Annotated in this window: 20 protein-coding genes and 2 tRNA genes; 15 read left to right on the top strand and 7 right to left on the bottom strand. The window is 60.5% G+C overall.

The features are described 5' to 3' along the window. The 5 genes from hisA to ACODTD_RS14340 all read right to left on the bottom strand — a co-directional run bounded on the left by hisA (window position 1) and on the right by ACODTD_RS14340 (window position 4,146). Entirely contained in the window at window positions 1–738 is a 738-nt protein-coding gene (gene hisA / locus ACODTD_RS14360) for a 1-(5-phosphoribosyl)-5-[(5-phosphoribosylamino)methylideneamino]imidazole-4-carboxamide isomerase (protein ID WP_011332019.1), read from the bottom strand. Between the two features lie 42 nt (window positions 739–780). Continuing rightward, window positions 781–1,041 (bottom strand): DUF2164 domain-containing protein, encoded by a 261-nt coding sequence (locus tag ACODTD_RS14355; RefSeq protein WP_011332018.1) that lies wholly within the window; start codon window positions 1,039–1,041, stop codon window positions 781–783. Continuing rightward, the gene (hisH, locus tag ACODTD_RS14350; RefSeq protein WP_007952546.1) at window positions 1,042–1,680 is read right to left on the bottom strand and encodes an imidazole glycerol phosphate synthase subunit HisH; all 639 of its coding nucleotides are present in this window, start codon (window positions 1,678–1,680) and stop codon (window positions 1,042–1,044) included. Further along, window positions 1,680–2,273, bottom strand: coding sequence for an imidazoleglycerol-phosphate dehydratase HisB (gene hisB, locus ACODTD_RS14345; RefSeq protein ID WP_039764670.1), 594 nt, complete (start codon window positions 2,271–2,273; stop codon window positions 1,680–1,682). The genes hisH and hisB overlap by 1 nt, the downstream gene beginning before the upstream one ends. 208 nt (window positions 2,274–2,481) lie before the next feature. Beyond that, complete coding sequence (locus ACODTD_RS14340) at window positions 2,482–4,146, bottom strand: OFA family MFS transporter (RefSeq protein ID WP_011332016.1); 1,665 nt, start codon at window positions 4,144–4,146, stop codon at window positions 2,482–2,484. Window positions 4,147–4,500: 354 nt separating this feature from the next. Between ACODTD_RS14340 and ACODTD_RS14335 the strand changes: the two genes are divergently transcribed. From ACODTD_RS14335 to ACODTD_RS14315, 5 genes are all read left to right on the top strand, one after another. Further along, complete coding sequence (locus ACODTD_RS14335; protein WP_011332015.1) at window positions 4,501–6,723, top strand: AsmA family protein; 2,223 nt, start codon at window positions 4,501–4,503, stop codon at window positions 6,721–6,723. Further along, entirely contained in the window at window positions 6,720–7,787 is a 1,068-nt protein-coding gene (mutY, locus tag ACODTD_RS14330) for an A/G-specific adenine glycosylase (protein WP_489104958.1), read from the top strand. Before ACODTD_RS14335 ends, mutY begins: the two co-directional genes overlap by 4 nt. Then, complete coding sequence (locus tag ACODTD_RS14325; RefSeq protein ID WP_007952551.1) at window positions 7,784–8,056, top strand: oxidative damage protection protein; 273 nt, start codon at window positions 7,784–7,786, stop codon at window positions 8,054–8,056. Before mutY ends, ACODTD_RS14325 begins: the two co-directional genes overlap by 4 nt. A 104-nt stretch (window positions 8,057–8,160) precedes the next feature. Next, window positions 8,161–8,236: transfer RNA gene (locus ACODTD_RS14320), tRNA-Phe, on the top strand. A gap of 135 nt (window positions 8,237–8,371) precedes the next feature. Continuing rightward, a complete protein-coding gene (locus ACODTD_RS14315; RefSeq protein WP_489104957.1) occupies window positions 8,372–8,710 on the top strand; it encodes a hypothetical protein in 339 nt (112 codons plus the stop codon). Here the strand turns inward: ACODTD_RS14315 and ACODTD_RS14310 are convergent. Then, window positions 8,707–9,156 (bottom strand): carboxypeptidase regulatory-like domain-containing protein, encoded by a 450-nt coding sequence (locus ACODTD_RS14310; protein ID WP_285357330.1) that lies wholly within the window; start codon window positions 9,154–9,156, stop codon window positions 8,707–8,709. The two genes, ACODTD_RS14315 and ACODTD_RS14310, sit on opposite strands and share 4 nt — an antisense overlap. A 261-nt stretch (window positions 9,157–9,417) precedes the next feature. On the opposite strand from ACODTD_RS14310, the gene ACODTD_RS14305 reads away from it, so the two are divergent. The 3 genes from ACODTD_RS14305 to ACODTD_RS14295 are packed head-to-tail and all read left to right on the top strand — an operon-like array spanning window position 9,418 to window position 11,264. Next, window positions 9,418–10,371: an alpha/beta hydrolase family protein gene (locus tag ACODTD_RS14305; RefSeq protein ID WP_489104956.1), complete on the top strand. Its 954-nt coding sequence runs from the start codon at window positions 9,418–9,420 to the stop codon at window positions 10,369–10,371. Between the two features lie 20 nt (window positions 10,372–10,391). Further along, on the top strand, window positions 10,392–10,805 hold the full coding sequence (locus ACODTD_RS14300) for a hypothetical protein (RefSeq protein ID WP_007952560.1): 414 nt from the start codon (window positions 10,392–10,394) through the stop codon (window positions 10,803–10,805). A gap of 6 nt (window positions 10,806–10,811) precedes the next feature. Continuing rightward, entirely contained in the window at window positions 10,812–11,264 is a 453-nt protein-coding gene (locus ACODTD_RS14295) for a hypothetical protein (protein WP_011332010.1), read from the top strand. 70 nt (window positions 11,265–11,334) lie between these two features. Here the strand turns inward: ACODTD_RS14295 and gabP are convergent, their stop codons facing one another. After that, entirely contained in the window at window positions 11,335–12,726 is a 1,392-nt protein-coding gene (gabP, locus tag ACODTD_RS14290; protein WP_011332009.1) for a GABA permease, read from the bottom strand. 552 nt (window positions 12,727–13,278) lie between these two features. Here gabP and ACODTD_RS14285 point away from each other — a divergent pair. The 7 genes from ACODTD_RS14285 to ACODTD_RS14255 all read left to right on the top strand — a co-directional run bounded on the left by ACODTD_RS14285 (window position 13,279) and on the right by ACODTD_RS14255 (window position 18,800). Next, on the top strand, window positions 13,279–14,052 hold the full coding sequence (locus ACODTD_RS14285) for an ABC transporter ATP-binding protein (RefSeq protein WP_007897462.1): 774 nt from the start codon (window positions 13,279–13,281) through the stop codon (window positions 14,050–14,052). 13 nt (window positions 14,053–14,065) lie between these two features. After that, complete coding sequence (locus tag ACODTD_RS14280) at window positions 14,066–14,812, top strand: ABC transporter substrate-binding protein (protein ID WP_011332008.1); 747 nt, start codon at window positions 14,066–14,068, stop codon at window positions 14,810–14,812. 78 nt (window positions 14,813–14,890) lie between these two features. Then, complete coding sequence (locus tag ACODTD_RS14275) at window positions 14,891–15,586, top strand: ABC transporter permease (RefSeq protein ID WP_201817899.1); 696 nt, start codon at window positions 14,891–14,893, stop codon at window positions 15,584–15,586. Then, window positions 15,583–16,272 (top strand): ABC transporter permease, encoded by a 690-nt coding sequence (locus ACODTD_RS14270; protein ID WP_007952568.1) that lies wholly within the window; start codon window positions 15,583–15,585, stop codon window positions 16,270–16,272. Before ACODTD_RS14275 ends, ACODTD_RS14270 begins: the two co-directional genes overlap by 4 nt. Beyond that, the gene (locus ACODTD_RS14265; protein WP_201817902.1) at window positions 16,253–17,488 is read left to right on the top strand and encodes a methyltransferase; all 1,236 of its coding nucleotides are present in this window, start codon (window positions 16,253–16,255) and stop codon (window positions 17,486–17,488) included. Before ACODTD_RS14270 ends, ACODTD_RS14265 begins: the two co-directional genes overlap by 20 nt. A 344-nt stretch (window positions 17,489–17,832) precedes the next feature. Beyond that, window positions 17,833–18,648, top strand: coding sequence for an FkbM family methyltransferase (locus ACODTD_RS14260; RefSeq protein WP_489104955.1), 816 nt, complete (start codon window positions 17,833–17,835; stop codon window positions 18,646–18,648). 76 nt (window positions 18,649–18,724) lie between these two features. Then, window positions 18,725–18,800, top strand: a tRNA-Thr gene (locus tag ACODTD_RS14255). The last annotated feature ends 313 nt before the right edge of the window (window positions 18,801–19,113 follow it).

The following is a 19,113-nucleotide window of genomic DNA, read 5'->3' as shown; positions in this document are numbered from 1 at the left end:
TCAGCCTTGGTACGAGTCGCAGAAAGCTTGCGCTTCGGCGACGTCGAGAGTGCCTTCGTAGATCGCCCGGCCGGTGATGGCGCCGATGATGCCTGGCACCTTGGCGTCGAGCAGCGACTTGATGTCACCGAGGTTGTGAATGCCGCCGGAAGCGATCACCGGGATCTTCGTGGCAGCCGCCAGCGCGGCGGTGAACGGAACGTTGCAGCCCTGCATCATGCCGTCTTTGGCGATGTCGGTATAAACGATCGAGGACACGCCGTCGGCTTCGAACTGCTTGGCCAGGTCGATAACTTGCACGGTGCTGATTTCAGCCCAGCCATCGGTGGCGACAAAACCGTCCTTGGCATCCAGACCGACGATGATCTTGCCCGGGAACGCGCGGCAGGCTTCAGCGACAAACGCCGGATCCTTCACCGCTTTGGTGCCGATGATCACGTAGCTCACGCCAGCCTTGACGTAGTGCTCGATGGTTTCCAGCGAACGAATGCCGCCGCCGATCTGGATCGGCAGGGTCGGGTAGCGCTTGGCGATCGCGGTCACCACTTCGCCGTTGACCGGCTGGCCTTCGAAAGCCCCGTTCAGGTCGACCAGATGCAGACGACGGCAACCGCCTTCCACCCACTTGGCAGCCATGCTCACCGGGTCATCGGAGAACACTGTGGAATCTTCCATGCGGCCCTGGCGCAGACGTACGCAGGCACCGTCTTTAAGATCGATAGCGGGAATAATCAGCATCTGGCAAACCTTCAAATTTGAATGTTCAGCTTGGCTCGGAAATCAGTTTTTCTCGAGCGCCCACAGGTCGCTTTCGATGCTTTCAAACCGCTCCTTGAGGTGGGTCTGCACATCGAAAATCGCCCTGTTGTAATAGTGCGGAGCAATTTCGCGGGTAAACAGCTCAAGAATTTCCGCCGCCTCGAACGAACCCAGGTCCAGTTCGAAACGATCCTCCATGAACCGCTGAATCTTGCGGTTGGCCTCGCTCTCCTGCTCGGGAGTGAGGGTCAGGATCGGCGGCTTGGATTTCTTGACGGCCATTTACCAGCGACCGTCCCACGCCGCGAAGTTCTGCAGCAATTGCAGGCCATGGGTATGGCTCTTCTCCGGGTGGAACTGCACGGCGAAACGCGAACCTTCGGCCAGCGCCGCAGCGAAATCGACGCCGTAATGACCGCTGCCGACCACCTGCCGCGGGTTACCGGCGGCGATGTAGTAGCTGTGCACGAAGTAGAAACGCGCCAGGTCCGGAATGTTGTGCCACAGCGGGTGATCCACCGCCTGCTTCACTTCGTTCCAGCCCATGTGCGGGACTTTCAGGTGCTCGCCGTCTTCATGCAGGTCTTTGCCGAAGAACTTCACCGCGCCCGGGAACAGGCCGATGCAGTCGACACCGTCGTTCTCTTCGCTGCTGTCGAGCAAGGCTTGCATGCCGACGCAAATGCCGAGGAACGGACGATCCTGGCTGACTTCACGCACCAGCGAATCGAAACCGAGGCGACGGATCTCCGCCATGCAATCGCGAATCGCGCCGACACCGGGGAACACCACGCGGTCGGCTTCGCGGATCACTGCCGCATCGCTGGTGATCAGCACCTTGCCGGCACCGACGTGCTCGAGGGCCTTGGCCACCGAGTGCAGGTTGCCCATGCCGTAGTCGATAACTGCAACCGTCTGCATTACAGGACGCCCTTGGTCGAAGGCATCTGGCCGGCCATGCGCTCGTCCAGCTCGACGGCCATGCGCAGCGCGCGGCCGAAAGCCTTGAACACGGTTTCGATCTGGTGGTGGGTGTTGGTGCCGCGCAGGTTGTCGATGTGCAGACTGACCAGTGCGTGGTTGACGAAGCCCTGGAAGAATTCCTGGAACAGGTCGACGTCGAAGCCGCCAACGGTGGCGCGGGTGTACGGCACGTGCATCTGCAGGCCCGGCCGGCCGGAGAAGTCGATCACCACGCGCGACAGCGCTTCATCGAGCGGCACGTAGGCGTGGCCGTAGCGACGGATGCCTTTCTTGTCGCCAATGGCTTGCGCGAAGGCCTGGCCGAGGGTGATACCGACGTCTTCCACCGTGTGGTGGTCGTCGATATGCAGATCGCCCTTGCATTGGATATCCAGGTCGATCAACCCGTGACGGGCGATCTGATCCAGCATGTGCTCAAGAAAAGGAACACCGATATCGAATCGGGCCTTTCCGGTGCCATCAAGGTTGATCGAGGCTTTGATCTGGGTTTCCAGAGTGTCGCGCTCGACAGACGCCTTACGTTCGGCCATCACCAGCTCCGCAAAATCATTGGGCGAAAAAGGCAGCCATTATAGGGGCGCGGGGCCGAAACAGAAACACGAGAGGTGATATGGCAGACGGATAGAAGCCCCGGCTGTCGCGGGTAGACATGTCCATACAAGCCATTACAGGCACCCGGAAACAAATGTGGGAGCGGGCAAGCCCGCTCCCACAGGGGTTCTGCGTTTTAACGGTTACTTAGTGGAACAGAACCGCCGTCTTCTGCAGGGTCACCCACACACCCCACGCCAACGGAATTCCCACCACCAGCCACGCAGCGATCGCCAGCGGCTTGCTGCCCGGCGCGGCTTTCCACTCCAGCACGGTGCTGCCATCAGCACCCTTGTCGTGACCCAGCGCCTGTTCGGCAGCCAGTTCGGCGTCGGTCATGAAGTACTTGTCCGCCACCGGGCGCACCAGCAGGTTGCACAGGAAGCCCAGCACCAGCAGGCCGGCGAGGATGTACAGGGTGATGTCGTAAGCGGCGGCGCGTTCAACGCCGATGCTCAGCTGATACTCACGCAGGTAGTTCACCAGCACCGGACCCAGCACGCCAGCGGCAGCCCAGGCCGTCAGCAGACGACCGTGGATCGCGCCGACCATCTGCGTACCGAACAGGTCGGCCAGATACGCCGGCACGGTCGCGAAACCGCCGCCGTACATCGACAGGATGATGCAGAACGCCGCCACGAACAGCGCAACGTTGCCCAGGTGACCGAGGTTCGGGATCAGTGCGTACAGCGCAAAGCCCAGTGCGAAGAACACGAAGTAAGTGTTCTTGCGGCCCAGGTAGTCCGAGAACGACGCCCAGAAGAAGCGACCGCCGATGTTGAACAGGCTCAGCAGACCGGTGAAACCGGCCGCAATCGCTGCGATGGAAGCCAGTTGACCGGCATCCAGCTGACCGAACGGCAGATCGTTGCCCAGCAGCTTGCCACCGAACACTTCCTGCAACAGTGGCGAAGCCATGCCGAGGATGCCGATACCGGCAGACACGTTCAGGCACAGCACCAGCCACACCAGGCGGAATTGCGGGGTTTTCCACGCCACATTCACGTGAACGTGACGGTGGGTGATCATCGCGTTCGAGGCTTTTTTCGCTGGCGCGGTCCAGCCTTCAGGCTTCCAGCCGGTTGGCGGTACGCGGTAAGCCAGCGCGCCACCGATCATGAACACGAAGTAGATCGCCGCCATAGCCACGAAGCTCTGCCACACGCCCACGCCAGTCGGCGAAGCGAAATGGCTCATCAGAGCGGTCGCCAGTGGTGCACCAACCATCGCGCCACCGCCGAAGCCCATGATCGCCATGCCGGTCGCCATGCCGCGCTTGTCCGGGAACCACTTGATCAGGGTCGAGACCGGCGAGATGTAGCCCAGACCCAGACCGATACCGCCGATCACACCGGAGCCGATCCACATCAGCCAGATCTGGTGGGTATAGATACCCAGCGCAGAAATCAGCAGACCGCCGCACCAGCACAATGCCGATACAACGCCGGCCTTGCGTGGTCCTGCGTGTTCAAGCCAGCCACCCCAGATCGCTGCCGAGCAGCCGAGGAAGATGAAGAACAGGGTGTAGATCCAGCCGAGCATGGAGATCGGCCAGTCACATTGCGACGAGAAGACTTGTGCGATGAAGCTCATGTCCGGTGCGCAAGCCACCGGAGCGGTGACGCCCAGTGCCTTGGACAGCGGCAACCAGAACACCGAGAAGCCGTAGGCCATGCCGATGCACAGGTGAATGGCCAGAGCGGCCGGTGGAACCAGCCAACGGTTGAAACCGGGCTTGGCGATGATGCGTTCCTTGGACAGGAACCCGGGCTGATCGGCTTTGAGGCCGTCCGCCGTAATGGTCGTGCTCATTGTGTATCCCCCAATTATTAGTATGGTTCGCCAGCCACTGCCCACCCCGGCCTTTATGCACGCAGGCATGACCGTTTTTTACGGGTGAAGCTCCTTGAAAGCGCGACGTTAAGTCGCAGATGGGCGGACGAACGGGCGAAGGTTACCATTTGCACGTGACAGAAAAACCAAACTGATATCACCTTTTTTGAGTCATCTGATCTCATGACGCCGGGGAACCCCGATGCCGATCGTTGTCGAAGCGCTGTACATCACGGTTCAGCAGGCTGTACGGGACACCGCAACAGCGCGGGTTGATGCAGCGCTATACTCCCCGGCTAAATTACGAATTCGACTACTTACAAGGACTCGCCCATGAAAGCGTTCGGCAAAATCCTGGGTCTGGTACTTCTCGGGCTGTTGCTGATCATTGTGGCGGCGGGCTTCGCCCTGACCCACCTGTTTGATCCCAACGACTACAAAGACGAGATCCGCCAGATTGCCCGCGACAAGGCCCACATCGAGCTGACGCTCAATGGCGACATCGGCTGGAGCCTGTTCCCGTGGCTCGGCCTGGAACTGCACGAGGCCAGCGTCGCGACCCTGGCCAAACCTGCCGAACCGTTCGCCGACCTGCAGATGCTCGGCCTGTCCGTGCGCGTGCTGCCGCTGCTGCGCCGCGAAGTGCAGATGAGCGACGTGCGTGTCGAAGGCCTGAACCTGCGTCTGAACCGTGACAAGAATGGTCACGGTAACTGGGAAGACATCGGCAAGGTGCCGGCTCCCGCCGGCAGCACACCGCCTGCGACCGCTGGGGAAGCCTCTCCAGCAACACCGGCCCCGGTGGAAAAACCGGCCCAGCCGATCCGCCTCGACATCGACAGCCTGACCGTCAACAACGCCCGTGTGGAATACAACGACGAGCTGACCGGCAAGCAATTCAGCGCCGAAAGCATCCAGTTGAGCACCGGCGCGGTTCACGATTCAACCAACATCCCGGTCAAGGCCACCGCGTTCCTCGGCACCAACCAGCCAGTGCTGCGGGTGCGCACCGAGCTCAACGGCGAGCTGCGCTTCGAGCGCGCCCTGCAACGCTACAAGTTCGAAGACCTGAAGCTGTCCGGCGAAGTCGCCGGCGATCCGCTGCAAGGCAAGACCGTGACCTTTGCCGCCCAGGGCCAACTGTTGCTGGACAAGGCCGCCAACGTCGCCGAATGGACCGGCATCAAACTGTCGGTCAATCAGTTGCGTGCCCTCGGCGAGCTGAAGGCCAACGACCTGGACAAGACCCCACAGATCAGCGGCGGGATTTCCATCGCCCAGTTCGACCTGGCGAAATTCGTCGACAGCATCGGCCAGACCCTGCCAGCCATGGCCGAAGGCAGCCTGAGCAAGGTTGAACTGGTCAGCCGTGTCGCCGCGACGCCGACCAGCCTGGCGCTGGACAACATCAACCTGAAACTCGACGACAGCAGTTTCAGTGGCCGCATCGCCGTCGAGGATTTCGCCAAACAATCGCTGCGGGCGGTCCTCAAGGCCGACACCTTCAACGTCGACCGCTACCTGCCGCCGAAATCGGAAAAAGCCAATAACGCCACTCAGGTTCGTCAGGCCGAAGTCGCCAGTACCGAGGCCGATGCGATGGCGGGTGCCGGCAGCACACCGCTGCCGGAGAAACCGAGCAAAAGCGCTTGGAGCACCGAGCGCCTGTTCCCGGTCGAGCGCCTGAGCAAGCTCGACGTGAACGCTGACCTGACCTTCGGCCAGTTGACCCTCGACAAATTGCCGATCCAGAACGCCGCACTGAAAGCGACCGGCCAGGGCGGCCTGCTGACTCTGGAGAACCTGCGCGGCGAGCTGTACAACGGCGACTTCGAAGCCAAGGGCACACTGGACGTGCGCCAGAACGCGCCGGTGCTGAACCTGCAAACCCGGATCAACCGCGTGCCAGTGGAGAAAATCCTCGAAAGCCAGGGCAAGAACCCGCCGGTCAAGGGTCTGGTCAATCTCACCAGCACCGTCACCGGCAGCGGCAACAGCCAGCAGGCGCTGATCGAAACCCTCAACGGCAACGCCAGTTTCGTGATCAACAACGGCGTGCTGCTCAACGCCAACCTTGAGCAGCAACTGTGCAAGGGCATCGCCACCCTCAACCGTAAATCCCTGAGCGGCGAGCCGCGCGGCAAGGACACACCGTTCCAGGAGCTCAAGGGCAACCTGACCTTCCGCAACGGCTTGGCCAGCAACCCGGATCTGAAAGTGCGCATCCCCGGCATGAGCGTCAACGGTGACGGCGATATCGACCTTAGGGTGCTGGGCATGGACTACCGCGTCGGCATCATCGTCGAAGGCGACACCAGCGCCATGCCGGATCCGGCCTGCCAGGTCGGCGACAAATTCGTCGGCATCGAATGGCCGCTGCGTTGCCGTGGCCCACTGGAACTGGGCGCCAAGGCCTGCCGCGTGGACAACGAACGCATGGGCCAGGTCGCGAGCAAACTGGCCGGCGACAAGCTCAGCGAAAAAATCGACGAAAAACTGGGTGATAAAGTCAGCCCGGAACTGAAAAACGCATTGAAGGGGCTGTTCAAGCGATGAGAGCAGAGCAGTTTTCCACGGCGGTACTGGAATGGTTCGACCGCCACGGTCGCCATGACTTGCCCTGGCAACAGAACATCAACCCATATCGGGTGTGGGTGTCCGAGATCATGTTGCAGCAGACCCAGGTCAGCACCGTGCTCAATTACTTCGACCGGTTCATGGCCGCACTGCCGACGGTCGAAGCCCTGGCCGCAGCGCCGGAAGACGAAGTGCTGCACCTGTGGACGGGGCTGGGTTACTACACCCGCGCGCGCAATCTGCAGAAGACCGCGAAGATCGTCGTCAGCCAGTACGGCGGCGAGTTTCCCCGGGATGTCGAGAAACTCACCGAGCTGCCAGGCATCGGCCTGTCCACCGCCGGCGCGATCGCCAGCATCAGCATGGGCCTGCGCGCGCCGATCCTCGACGGCAACGTCAAACGGGTGCTGGCGCGCTTTACCGCGCAGGAGGGCTATCCCGGCGAGCCGAAGGTCGCCAAGCAACTGTGGGCCAACGCCGAGCGCTTCACGCCGCAGGATCGGGTCAACGCCTACACCCAGGCGATGATGGATCTGGGCGCCACGCTCTGCACCCGCAGCAAGCCGAGCTGCCTGCTGTGTCCGCTGGAAAAGGGCTGCGAAGCGCACATGCTGGGCCTGGAGACACGCTATCCGATCCCCAAGCCGCGCAAAGCCATCCCGCAGAAGCGCACGCTGATGCCGCTGCTGGCCAACGAGGATGGCGCGATTTTGCTTTATCGCCGCCCGTCCAGCGGATTGTGGGGCGGTTTGTGGAGCCTGCCGGAACTCGACGACCTCGACGACCTGCAACACCTCGCCGCGCAGCACTCGCTGGAACTGGGCGAGCAGCAGGCGCTGCCGAGCCTTGTCCACACCTTCAGCCACTTCCAGCTGTCCATCGAACCCTGGCTGGTTCAGGTTCAGGAAGCCGGCGGTCACGTGGCCGAGGCCGACTGGCTCTGGTATAACCTCGCCACCCCGCCGCGCCTGGGCCTCGCCGCCCCGGTAAAGACCTTGCTCGAACGCGCGGCCGCCGTCTTGAATGCAGGAGAGTCGACATGACCCGCACCGTAATGTGCCGCAAGTACAAAGAACAACTCGAAGGTCTGGAGCGCCCACCGTACCCGGGTGCCAAGGGCCAGGATATTTTCGAACACGTCTCGGCCAAGGCCTGGGCGGACTGGCAGAAACACCAGACCCTGCTGATCAACGAAAAACGCCTGAACATGATGAACGCCGAAGACCGCAAATTTCTTCAGGGCGAAATGGACAAGTACTTCTCCGGCGAGGAATACGCTCAGGCCGAAGGCTACGTTCCGCCTGCAGAGTAAACCCCGCGAAATCGGGGGTCGGATCGTAAGCGACGGAATTAATTTAAGAAATTTTAAAAAATTCGTTGACGTAAATCCGAAAAACCCTTTTAATGCGCCCCGTTGCCCAGATAGCTCAGTCGGTAGAGCAGGGGATTGAAAATCCCCGTGTCGGCGGTTCGATTCCGTCTCTGGGCACCAAATACCGAAAACCCTGAATCGCAAGATTCAGGGTTTTTTTATGCCTGCGATTTGATGACGGCCCGATCCCGCCCTTCTTGCAGGCCGAAATTCGCGATACGTTGCATAACCCTTACGGAAGAGGGTCATCCCGCGATGAACCAGAAAAGAACCCGCGTTCCCCTGCCCCATCCCGCGCCGCCCGTAAAACGTACCGACTGGCTGATGATCGCGCTCGGCCTGGTGCTGATCCTGTGCATCGGCCTGATCGCCTATGAAACCGTGGACGGCCTGATTCAGGGGCGCATCGGCAACATGGCACGCGGCAAACGCTTCGCCGTGTATTCGTTGACCACACAACCCAGCAGCTTCTGGTTTGCCGTCGCCGCGCATTGCCTCCTCGCCCTCTTTCTGTCGGGCGCCGCCTGGGTATCGATCTGGCTGGGCCGCACGGCAACGGTCGCGCCATCCCGGCGCGACCGTCAGCAACGCTAGCTGTTGTCGTTCCAGTGGAACACCAGATTGCGCGCAGCACCGCCGCCAATTTCCGCCGCATCCCGGCGCGTTTCACCATTGCGCGTCGCGACGACCGTGTATTTGCCGGGCGGTAACTGCACGTACACCAATGGCCCGGTTTGACTCAGCGTCAGCACGGTCTGGCCGGGTGCTTTTTGAATCATCACATCGACATCGGCGGTGTATTGGTTTTGCATGCCGACGGCGAACGTCATATGCAGGTTGTAGCCCGCGGATTGCTGAATGGCTTTCGATTCATCTTCACCAATCCCGCCGGCCAGATAGCGAACACCGTTTTGCTCTTGCTGCTGAACCTGCACAGCGGAACTGTCGATCGGCTCCAGACTCGCAGCCTGCGCCATGATCGGAAACAGCAGCACCGCCGCAGCGGCAACGGGCAGCACGAATGAAAGAACGCGTTTCATGAGGACGACTCCCGGGCTCTCGCGGAGCCCAATCGTTACCTCTTTTTAGATTTTGTCTTGCGGGGTGGGTTTTAGAACGATTGGGAGTTGTTTTGAATGCGAAAAGGACTACTGAAGTATTTCCCAGCCAATTCATGACGCACTGCGTCACGAATTGGCGATTGCCTCGAACCGTCAATCCGGTACGCACTGCGTACCAGTCATTGCGTTACATCCCGCCTGAAGTTCATTCTCGACCCGTCCTAACCAGGCTCGAAACCCATGAACCTACAAAGTGCGCCGCCTCCATTTGGCCAAGCATCCGACATTGAAAGCGAGCCCTTCCACGAGCCCGCCGCCGACGGCTATCTGCTCGGCGGTTTCACCTGGCGTCACGCCTCACCGGACCCACAACGCCCGGTGGTGATCATCAACGCCGCCACATCCGTGCGCTGCCGTCACTACACGCGCTTCGCGGCGTATCTGTTCGCCAATGGGTTCGACGTGATCATTTACGACTACCGGGGCATTGGCGAGTCGCAGCCGAAGTCGATGCGGCATTTGCAGGCTTCGTGGACGGATTGGGGCGCGCTGGATTTCGAGGCGATGCTCAAACGCGCGCAGCGAGAGTTTCCCGGTCAGCCTATCGATGTGGTCGGGCACAGCTTCGGTGGCTGCGCAGCAGGCCTGGGGGCCTCCGGACAGGTAATCCGACGACTGGTGACGGTCGGCGCGCAATTCGCTTATTGGCGCGATTACGCGCCCGGGCACCGCTGGCGGATGTTCGGCAAATGGCATCTGCTGATGCCGCTGGTCACGCTGCTCTGTGGATATTTTCCGGGCAAACGACTTGGCTGGCTGGAAGATACGCCCGCCGGCGTGGTGCGCGACTGGAGCACGCCGGCCGCGCGTTATGAGCGGCGCCCGAGCGGTAGAACGATCCGCAACCTGCCCTTCGCCAACGTCCGGGCCAAAGCCCTGGCAATCAGCATCAGCGACGATCCCTACGGCACGATTCCCGCCATCGAACGCCTGCTGGCTTACTTCCACAATGCGCAAAAGACCCACCTGCGAATCGAGCCGCAGGACATCGGCGAACAGCAAGTCGGACATTTCGCCTTTTTTCGCAGCGCATACCAAGCCACACTATGGCCCATCGCTCTGACCTGGCTGCAGACCGGCGAACTGGCCTCCGACACACCGGGGCGCAAGATCCCACGCAGCCAAGCCCTTTAACGCACCACGGAACACACACCATGGCTTCCGCCAACAAGCAGCAAAAACGCGCCGCCCGGGCCAAGACCAAGGCCAAGCAGAACCGCACCAAACGTGCGGAAGCGCCGGTCGAGCTGGACCCGAACGACGACCGCATCGATTTCGAATCAGTGGACCTCACCGAACTGTTCAAGAAAATGATCGACGCCGAGAAGATCAGCCAGCAGGCCCTGTGCACCGCGTTCCTCGAAGACCCGCTGCTGGAACTGGTGTACGAGCAGGAAGGCGAAGAAGGCGCAATGGACTTCATCCTCGCCGCGCTGATCGAGTACCGCCAGTGGTCCACCGAGACTGACGAGGCTGGCGCTCTGGCGTGGATCGAATCGCCGGATTTCCAGAAAGACTATGTGGCCGCGTCCGACGCAATCGCCGCACAAACCCAACAGAAAAACTGAGTTCCCATGGCATCCCTGAACAAGCAACAGAAACGCGCCAAACGCGCCAAGGCCAAAGCCAAGCAGATCCGCATGGTCGGTCGCAAACCCCTGGCGCAGGACGATGACCTTGGCCATCTGGCCGAGCCGATCCCGGAATACACCTTGGCGATGTTCAGCAAGATGCGCGACGCCGAAGCCGTCAGCCGCAATGAAATGCTGCTGACGCTGCTGCGTGAGCTGGCGTTTATAATCGTCGATCATCCTGATCTGCTGGACATGGAAAACGCCGAGAACGAAGGCATGGCCGCCACTCACCTGGCCGCCGACATGTTGATCGACTACCGCATGTGGGCCGACGGCATGGATCGCGAGACCGCCCAGGCGTGGCTGAGCGAACCGGAGTTCATCAGCGATTTCGGGATTGCGCTGGACACTTACGGTCAGTCGGTGGAAGCGCAGGAAGAGAAGAGCGAATAAACCGCTCGCAGTAACAAAAACGGCCGCTTGTCATCACTGACAGCGGCCGTTTTGCGTTATGCGTTGCGGATCAGTTCAGAACTGCCGCACCACGGTTTTCCATTTTCCGACGACGAGCCACCAACAGGCCGGTCGCCACAACCACCAGACTCAGCAGGCCGGTCGCGAGGATTTCCACGCGGTGGGCGTCCTGGAACAGCATGATGGTCAGGGCTGCCACGATGAAGGCGATCACCGCGTAGGTCAGGCCCGGGAACAGCCACATGCTGAAGACGATTTTCTCGCCGCGAGCCATGCGTTGTTTACGCATGCGCAGTTGCGAAATCGCGATCACCAGATACACCAGCAGCGCGATGGCGCCGGAACTGGCCAGCAGGAACTCGAACACCGCAGCCGGGGCCACGTAGTTGGCGAAGGTGCACAGGAACGCCGCGCCAGTGGACAGCATCACCGCCCAGTAAGGGGTGCCGCTCTTGTTGGTGCGGGTCGACATGACCGGGGCGTCACCACGCTTGCCGAGGGAGAACAGCATGCGCGACGAGGTGTACAGCGCCGAGTTCAGACAGCTGGTCACCGCAACCAGAACCACGATATCGACGATCATCTTGGCGTTCGGGATACCCATGCGCTCAAGTACGGTCTGGTAGGAACCGACGCTGGCCAGAACCGGGTCGTTCCATGGCACCAGGGCCACAACGATGAAGATCGAAACGAGGTAGAACAGGCCGATCCGCCAGATCACCGAGTTGGTGGCCTTGGAGATCTGCTTGCCCGGGTTCTTCGATTCGGCGGCCGCGATGGTCACGATCTCGGTACCCATGAAGGAGAACATGGTGGTCAGGATCGCGCCCAGCACTGCGCCCATGCCGTTCGGCAGGAAGCCCTGGGTGTCGAAGATGTGCGACACGCCGCTGACCTGGCTGTTCGGCAGGAAGCCGAAAATGGCCGCGACGCCGAGAATGATGAAACCAATGATCGCCACGACTTTGAGCAGGGCGAACCAGAATTCAAACTCACCGTAATTTTTCACGCTGAACAGGTTGGTCACCGTCAGCAGCATGGTGATGATCAGCGCGAACGCCCAGATATCCACACCCGGGAACCACGCATGCAGGATGGTTGCGGCGGCGTTGGCTTCCAGCGGAATCACCAAAACCCAGAACCACCAGTACAGCCAGCCGATGGTGAAACCGGCCCAGTGACCGATAGCGCGGTCGGCGTAAGTCGAGAACGAGCCAGTGTCAGGCGAGGCAACCGCCATTTCGCCGAGCATGCGCATCACCAACACAACCAGCGCGCCAGCAGCGGCGTAAGCCAGCAGAACAGCGGGACCGGCAGCGGCGATGGCGTGGCCGGAGCCGACGAACAGACCTGCACCGATCACCCCGGCGATCGACAGCATGGTCACATGACGCGGTTTGAGCCCCTGTTCGAGGCCATTGGAGCTTTGGGTACTGCTCATTGGAACTACCTTTGCGAGGAAAGCGATTGCGTCCGGCCCGTCTGGCGTTCCTTCTCGTAAAAAGAATCCAACGGGGCGTTCCGGATTCTGCACGCAATAAATGCGCCAAAATGTTTCAAACTCTTCTGCTCTGCGGTTTTCCGCTCGACCGGACAGTCATCGCAAGTCATTGAGAATAATGGCCTTTCGCCAAAGCGTTACCCTGCGACTCACTTTTCAAACGAACGAGCGCACCAGAAACACACTGAAAAAGTGCGGGATGCACAATAAAAGGGCGAATGAGGAACGTTCGGCCGGATAGCGCTTCCAACACCCCGCCAAAGGTGGCAACATCGCGCCTTTTTTTACGCGACACCCACGGGAATCCACGTTCAAACACCCGTTCGGTTGTTGATGGGGCGACAGTCTGCTGCGCCGATGCGACAACCTGCCACACGCCATCCGTTTACCGCTCGTAGCGCTGTTGGCTGCCATTGAAACGCTATGCTAGCTTGGCCGCCTCGCCAGGAAGGCCAACCAACAGCAGGAGCGCAACATATATGAGGAACGCACATGGCTGAGGCCACGCCCGCGCTTGAAATCCGCAACTTGCACAAACGCTACGGACAGCTTGAGGTGCTCAAAGGCATCTCGCTGACCGCCCGCGACGGCGATGTGATCTCGATCCTGGGTTCCTCCGGTTCCGGCAAGTCCACGTTCCTGCGTTGCATCAACCTGTTGGAAAACCCGCATCAGGGCCAGATCCTGGTGGCCGGGGAAGAACTCAAGCTCAAGGCCGCCAAGAATGGCGAACTGGTTGCCGCCGACGGCAAGCAGATCAATCGCCTGCGCTCCGAGATTGGTTTTGTGTTTCAAAACTTTAATCTGTGGCCGCACATGAGCGTGCTCGACAACATCATCGAAGCCCCACGCCGCGTGCTCGGCCAGAGCAAGGCCGAAGCCATCGAAGTGGCCGAAGCGCTGCTGGCCAAGGTCGGCATCGCCGACAAACGCCACGCCTACCCGGCGCAACTTTCCGGCGGCCAGCAACAGCGCGCGGCGATTGCCCGCACGCTGGCGATGCAGCCCAAGGTGATCCTGTTCGACGAGCCCACCTCCGCCCTTGACCCGGAAATGGTCCAGGAAGTACTTAATGTCATCCGCGCATTGGCCGAAGAAGGCCGCACCATGCTGCTCGTGACCCATGAAATGGGCTTCGCCCGTCAGGTCTCCAGCGAAGTGGTGTTCCTCCACCAGGGCCTGGTAGAAGAGCAAGGATCGCCACAGCAGGTGTTCGAAAACCCGCTTTCGGCGCGCTGCAAACAATTCATGTCCAGCAACCGCTAACGGAGCTACCCGCATGCAGAACTACAAAAAGGTCTTCCTGGCCGCCGCCGTCACCCTCGCGTTCAGCGCCGGTGCCATGGCCGAGACCCTGAAGATGGGCATCGAAGCGGCTTACCCGCCGTTCAACAATAAAGACGCCAGCGGCAACGTCGTCGGCTTCGACAAAGACATCGGCGACGCCCTGTGCGCCAAGATGAAAGTTGAATGCTCCGTGGTCACCTCCGACTGGGACGGCATCATCCCGGCCCTGAACGCCAAGAAGTTCGACTTTCTGATCTCCTCGATGTCGATCACCGACGAGCGCAAGGGCGCGGTGGACTTCACCGACCCGTACTACTCCAACAAACTGCAATTCATCGCGCCGAAGGATAAAGAGTTCAAGACCGACAAGGACTCCCTCAAAGGCAAAGTGATCGGCGCCCAGCGCGCGACCCTCGCCGGTACCTTCATGGAAGACAACATGCCGGGCGTCGAAGTAAAACTCTACGACACCCAGGAAAACGCCTACCTCGACCTGATCTCCGGTCGCCTGGACGGCATCCTCGCCGACAAATACGTCAACTACGAGTGGCTGAAAAGCGACGCCGGCAAAGCCTATGAATTCAAGGGCGATCCGGTGGAAGAAAGCGACAAGATCGGTATCGCTGTACGCAAAGGCGACCCGATCCGCGAGAAGCTGAATGCTGCGCTGAAGGAAATCGTTGCCGACGGCACCTACAAGAAGATCAACGACAAGTACTTCCCGTTCAGCATCTACTGATACTGACCTGCCGGATCGGCGCCGCCAAATGACGGCGCCGATCCCCGGCCATGCCTGCCGCGATTTGAAAAGAAATCCATGATTATCGACCTCTACGGATTCGGCCCGGCGCTCTTCGCCGGCGCGCTGATGACCGTCAAACTGGCACTCTCGGCCCTTTGCCTGGGGCTGGTGCTCGGTCTGCTCGGCGCCTTGGCCAAGACTTCCCCGTACAAGCCGTTGCAATGGCTTGGCGGTATCTATTCGACCCTGGTGCGCGGTGTCCCGGAATTGCTCTGGGTGCTGTTGATCTACTTCGGTACGGTCAACGCCATGCGCGCGCTCGGTGAGTTCCTCGGCAATCCCGAACTGGAACTCAGCGCCTTCGCCGCCGGCGTCATCGCGCTGGGCCTGTGCTTCGGCGCCTACGCCACGGAAGTGTTTCGTGGCGCGATCCTCGCCATTCCCAAAGGCCACCGTGAGGCCGGCGTGGCCCTGGGCCTGTCGAAATGGCGGATCTTCACCAAATTGATCATGCCGCAGATGTGGCGCATCGCCCTGCCCGGCCTGGGCAATCTGTTCATGATCCTGATGAAAGATACCGCGCTGGTGTCGGTCATCGGCCTGGAAGAAATCATGCGCCACGCGCAGATCGGCGTGACCGTGTCCAAGCAGCCATTCACCTTCTATATGGTGGCGGCGCTCATGTACCTGTGCCTGACCGTGCTGGCGATGATCGGCATGCACCTGCTGGAAAAACGCGCCGCACGCGGCTTCGCGAGGAGCGCTCAATGAATTGGGAAGTCATCATCAAGTGGCTGCCGAAACTGGCCCAGGGCGCAACGCTGACCCTGGAACTGGTGGCCATCGCCGTGATCGCCGGTTTGCTGCTGGCGATTCCGCTGGGCATCGCCCGCTCTTCGAAGCTGTGGTACGTGCGCGCCTTGCCCTACGCCTATATCTTCTTTTTCCGTGGCACGCCGTTGCTGGTTCAACTGTTCCTGGTCTACTACGGCCTGGCGCAGTTCGATGCGGTGCGTAACAGTTCGATGTGGCCGTACCTGCGCGATCCGTTCTGGTGCGCCACCGCGACCATGACCCTGCACACCGCGGCGTACATCGCCGAGATCCTGCGCGGGGCGATCCAGGCGATTCCGCCGGGCGAGATCGAAGCGGCGCGGGCGCTGGGCATGTCCCGACCGAAAGCGCTGTTCTACATCATCCTGCCGCGTGCCGCGCGTATCGGCCTGCCGGCCTACAGCAACGAAGTGATCCTGATGCTCAAGGCCAGTGCCCTGGCCAGCACCGTGACCCTGCTGGAACTGACCGGCATGGCGCGCACGATCATTGCCCGCACTTACCTGCCGGTGGAGATCTTCTTCGCCGCCGGCGTGTTCTATCTGGTGATGGCTTACGTGCTGGTTCGCGGCTTCAAACTGCTGGAACGCTGGCTGCGCGTCGATGCGTGCCAGGGACGCTGATACTTCTGACGTGCTAACGGGCGAGGCCCTACTCGCCCGTTTCACGGCACTGGATACATTTCTCACAGCGCATCAGGCGCTGTGGAAACCCCGCCCGTTCACTCATCTGCAACTGCCATGGGAAGCGTCCTACCCTGAATTATCCTCGTGGCTACGCGGACGTTCGCTGGAAGATGCGGAAAACGCCCATAACCACCCTGCCGAACTCTTGGATGCGCCGGAGCCGTTCGCTTCATTGGCGGCGTTGTCGCTTGAATTGAGTGTGGTCGGTGAGCTGCCTGCACATTCGCTGGAAGCCGCCGGGCATCGCCTGAATGTCGATGTGCCGGGGCGCAAATGGCAGCAGATCGAGGCCTTCGCCAGCCGCTTGTCGTTTGCCGCGCAACCGAAGCACTGGCTGGATTGGTGTTCGGGCAAAGGCCATTTGGGCCGGCGTCTGCTCGGCGCCGATCAGCAACTCACCTGTCTGGAATACGACCCGGCGCTGGTTTCCAGCGGTCAGGCACTGAGTCAGCGTCATCACTTGCATGCGCTGCATGTCGAGCAGGATGTGCTCGCAGCGGACACGGCTTTATTGCTGAACACCGAACACACCCCTGTCGCCCTGCACGCTTGCGGTGATTTGCATGTGCGGCTGATGCAACTGGCCTCCGCCGCTGGCTGCCGACAACTGGCAATTGCACCGTGCTGTTACAACCGGATCAGTCGCACCGAATATCAGGCGTTGTCCTCCGCAGGTTCACGCTCCGTCCTACAGCTCTCGCTGGAAGATCTGTCCCTGCCGACGAGCGAAACGGTCACCGCCGGTGCCCGCGTCCGACGTCAGCGTGACACCTCCATGGCCCGCCGACTGGCTTTCGATCTGTTGCAACGGCAAGTGCGTGGCGTCGACGAATACTTGCCGGTGCCGTCCCTGCCGAGCGTCTGGCTGGACAAACCGTTCGCCGATTACTGCCACGATCTGGCAGCGTTGAAAGAGTTATCCACAGTTGGCGCGCCAGATTGGGTAGCACTGGAAGCCGCCGGTTGGCAGCGATTGGCCGAAGTTCGCAACCTGGAATTGCTGCGCGGACTGTTCCGACGGCCGCTGGAGCTTTGGCTGAATCTTGACCGAGCTCTTTTCCTCACCGAACAGGGATACATCGTACGTCTAGGCACCTTCTGCGAGGCACCGCTCACACCGCGCAATTTCCTGCTGCTGGCCGAACGCGCTTAATCTTTCGCAGCCTGTGGATAACTCTGTTGATGGATTTATCGTGGATCCAATATCCACGGCTGTTTCAGGCCACTAACAGCGCTGGTCATTTTTTGTTCATATAAATAAAAAACCGGCAAAACAGGGATTTGCGACTCAAATGAGAACCCGTCCACAAAAACCTGCCTAAGCCCGCCCTCCTCAAAGCCTGTTGTGCATAAGCCCTCGACCAAAAGGACATAACCGCCGAATCGCGGACGCCGGCAGCGGGCAATTGCGCCTGCCATCCGCCCTTGCTATACAGACCTGTGCCGTGCAGGTAGCGCGCACCCGAACAAGAAAAATCTGACCGACAGGAAGCGACCGTGACGTTCATTTCTTACGCACAGAATTTCGAGGACGTTCGCCTCTGGCGCGCCCTGCAGTATTTTGAAAACGGTTTTTACATCGACGTCGGCGCCAATGACCCGATCCACGACTCGGTCACCAAGGCCTTCTACGATCGCGGCTGGCAGGGCATCAACGTCGAACCGATGCAGAACTACTACGACGCCCTCCGCCAGCATCGCCCCCGCGACACCACGCTGCAATGCGTGGCCAGCGACCAGCCGGGCGAACTGACTTTCTACGGCATTCCCGACACCGGCCTGTCCACCGCTGACCCGGTCGTCGCGCAAGAACGCAAAAACCTTGGCATGGACGTGCAAAGCCTGACCGTCAACGCACGCACACTGACTTCGATCTGCGAAGAACACGCCGCCGAGCGGCCGATCCACTTCCTGAAAATCGACGTCGAGGGCCACGAAGAAACCGTCCTGCGCGGCATGGACTTCAGCCGCTTCCGCCCCTGGATCATCCTCATCGAAACCCCATGGGAACGCGACCACACCTGGGAACACCTGGTGACCGACGCCGGCTACACCAACGTCCTGTTCGACGGCCTCAACAGCTTCTTCCTGGCCAACGAACACATCAACCTCAAACCCGCGTTCGACCTGCCACCGTGCAACCTCGACAACTTCCAGCTGTGCAAAGGCCATAACCTCGCCCACCCGGTAAACCCGGCCCTGGAAACCGCCCTGCAACGCGCCGAACACGCCGAAGCCCAACTGCGCGCCATGCAAAACAGCCGCACCTGGCGCGCTGTACAAAAACTGCGCAACGTCCTGCGCCGGGCGTGATTCGCAGAGGGCGCAAAAATAGTCTGAATTCAGGGGTTTACAGAAGCACCCGAGTCGCTATAATCGTCGCCCACACGCCGGTATAGCTCAGATGGTAGAGCAACTGACTTGTAATCAGTAGGTCCCGGGTTCGATTCCTGGTGCCGGCACCATACAAAACAAAGCCCCTGCAGAAATGCAGGGGCTTTGTTGTTTCTGGGGTTTGGAGAATGCTCTTGCCGCAATGGGGAAGATTCTTTGCGCTGGACATCGGTATTCGGTGATCGCGACCACGCTCTTTAGAACACTGACAAGTGATCGAAAAATAAATCTGCCAACTTTTCTGCCCATGTACATCACTTGCCGTTTCGGCAGAGCGAACGTGCAACATATTCGTTGCTCATGCAACACAAGTGTTGCACCCAAGTATGTCGACTTCCTCGCCACCACCTGGCCACGATTGCGCTCAATCCTCCCCCACGCTAC

Source organism: Pseudomonas sp. FG35 (assembly GCF_057809295.1).
The sequence above is the reverse complement of the archived record's forward strand: the minus strand, read 5'-3'. Positions and strand labels throughout refer to the sequence as shown.

Coding starts and splice junctions, on each gene's coding strand:
- ACODTD_RS14325 (WP_007952551.1), top strand. CDS start 7,784: ATGACCCGCACCGTAATGTGCCGCAAGTACAAAGAACAACTCGAAGGT.
- hisA (WP_011332019.1), bottom strand. CDS start 738: ATGCTGATTATTCCCGCTATCGATCTTAAAGACGGTGCCTGCGTACGT.
- ACODTD_RS14270 (WP_007952568.1), top strand. CDS start 15,583: ATGAATTGGGAAGTCATCATCAAGTGGCTGCCGAAACTGGCCCAGGGC.
- ACODTD_RS14275 (WP_201817899.1), top strand. CDS start 14,891: ATGATTATCGACCTCTACGGATTCGGCCCGGCGCTCTTCGCCGGCGCG.
- ACODTD_RS14335 (WP_011332015.1), top strand. CDS start 4,501: ATGAAAGCGTTCGGCAAAATCCTGGGTCTGGTACTTCTCGGGCTGTTG.
- ACODTD_RS14310 (WP_285357330.1), bottom strand. CDS start 9,156: ATGAAACGCGTTCTTTCATTCGTGCTGCCCGTTGCCGCTGCGGCGGTG.
- ACODTD_RS14315 (WP_489104957.1), top strand. CDS start 8,372: ATGAACCAGAAAAGAACCCGCGTTCCCCTGCCCCATCCCGCGCCGCCC.
- ACODTD_RS14355 (WP_011332018.1), bottom strand. CDS start 1,041: ATGGCCGTCAAGAAATCCAAGCCGCCGATCCTGACCCTCACTCCCGAG.
- ACODTD_RS14280 (WP_011332008.1), top strand. CDS start 14,066: ATGCAGAACTACAAAAAGGTCTTCCTGGCCGCCGCCGTCACCCTCGCG.
- ACODTD_RS14295 (WP_011332010.1), top strand. CDS start 10,812: ATGGCATCCCTGAACAAGCAACAGAAACGCGCCAAACGCGCCAAGGCC.
- ACODTD_RS14285 (WP_007897462.1), top strand. CDS start 13,279: ATGGCTGAGGCCACGCCCGCGCTTGAAATCCGCAACTTGCACAAACGC.
- ACODTD_RS14340 (WP_011332016.1), bottom strand. CDS start 4,146: ATGAGCACGACCATTACGGCGGACGGCCTCAAAGCCGATCAGCCCGGG.
- hisB (WP_039764670.1), bottom strand. CDS start 2,273: ATGGCCGAACGTAAGGCGTCTGTCGAGCGCGACACTCTGGAAACCCAG.
- ACODTD_RS14300 (WP_007952560.1), top strand. CDS start 10,392: ATGGCTTCCGCCAACAAGCAGCAAAAACGCGCCGCCCGGGCCAAGACC.
- ACODTD_RS14305 (WP_489104956.1), top strand. CDS start 9,418: ATGAACCTACAAAGTGCGCCGCCTCCATTTGGCCAAGCATCCGACATT.
- mutY (WP_489104958.1), top strand. CDS start 6,720: ATGAGAGCAGAGCAGTTTTCCACGGCGGTACTGGAATGGTTCGACCGC.
- gabP (WP_011332009.1), bottom strand. CDS start 12,726: ATGAGCAGTACCCAAAGCTCCAATGGCCTCGAACAGGGGCTCAAACCG.
- hisH (WP_007952546.1), bottom strand. CDS start 1,680: ATGCAGACGGTTGCAGTTATCGACTACGGCATGGGCAACCTGCACTCG.
- ACODTD_RS14265 (WP_201817902.1), top strand. CDS start 16,253: ATGCGTGCCAGGGACGCTGATACTTCTGACGTGCTAACGGGCGAGGCC.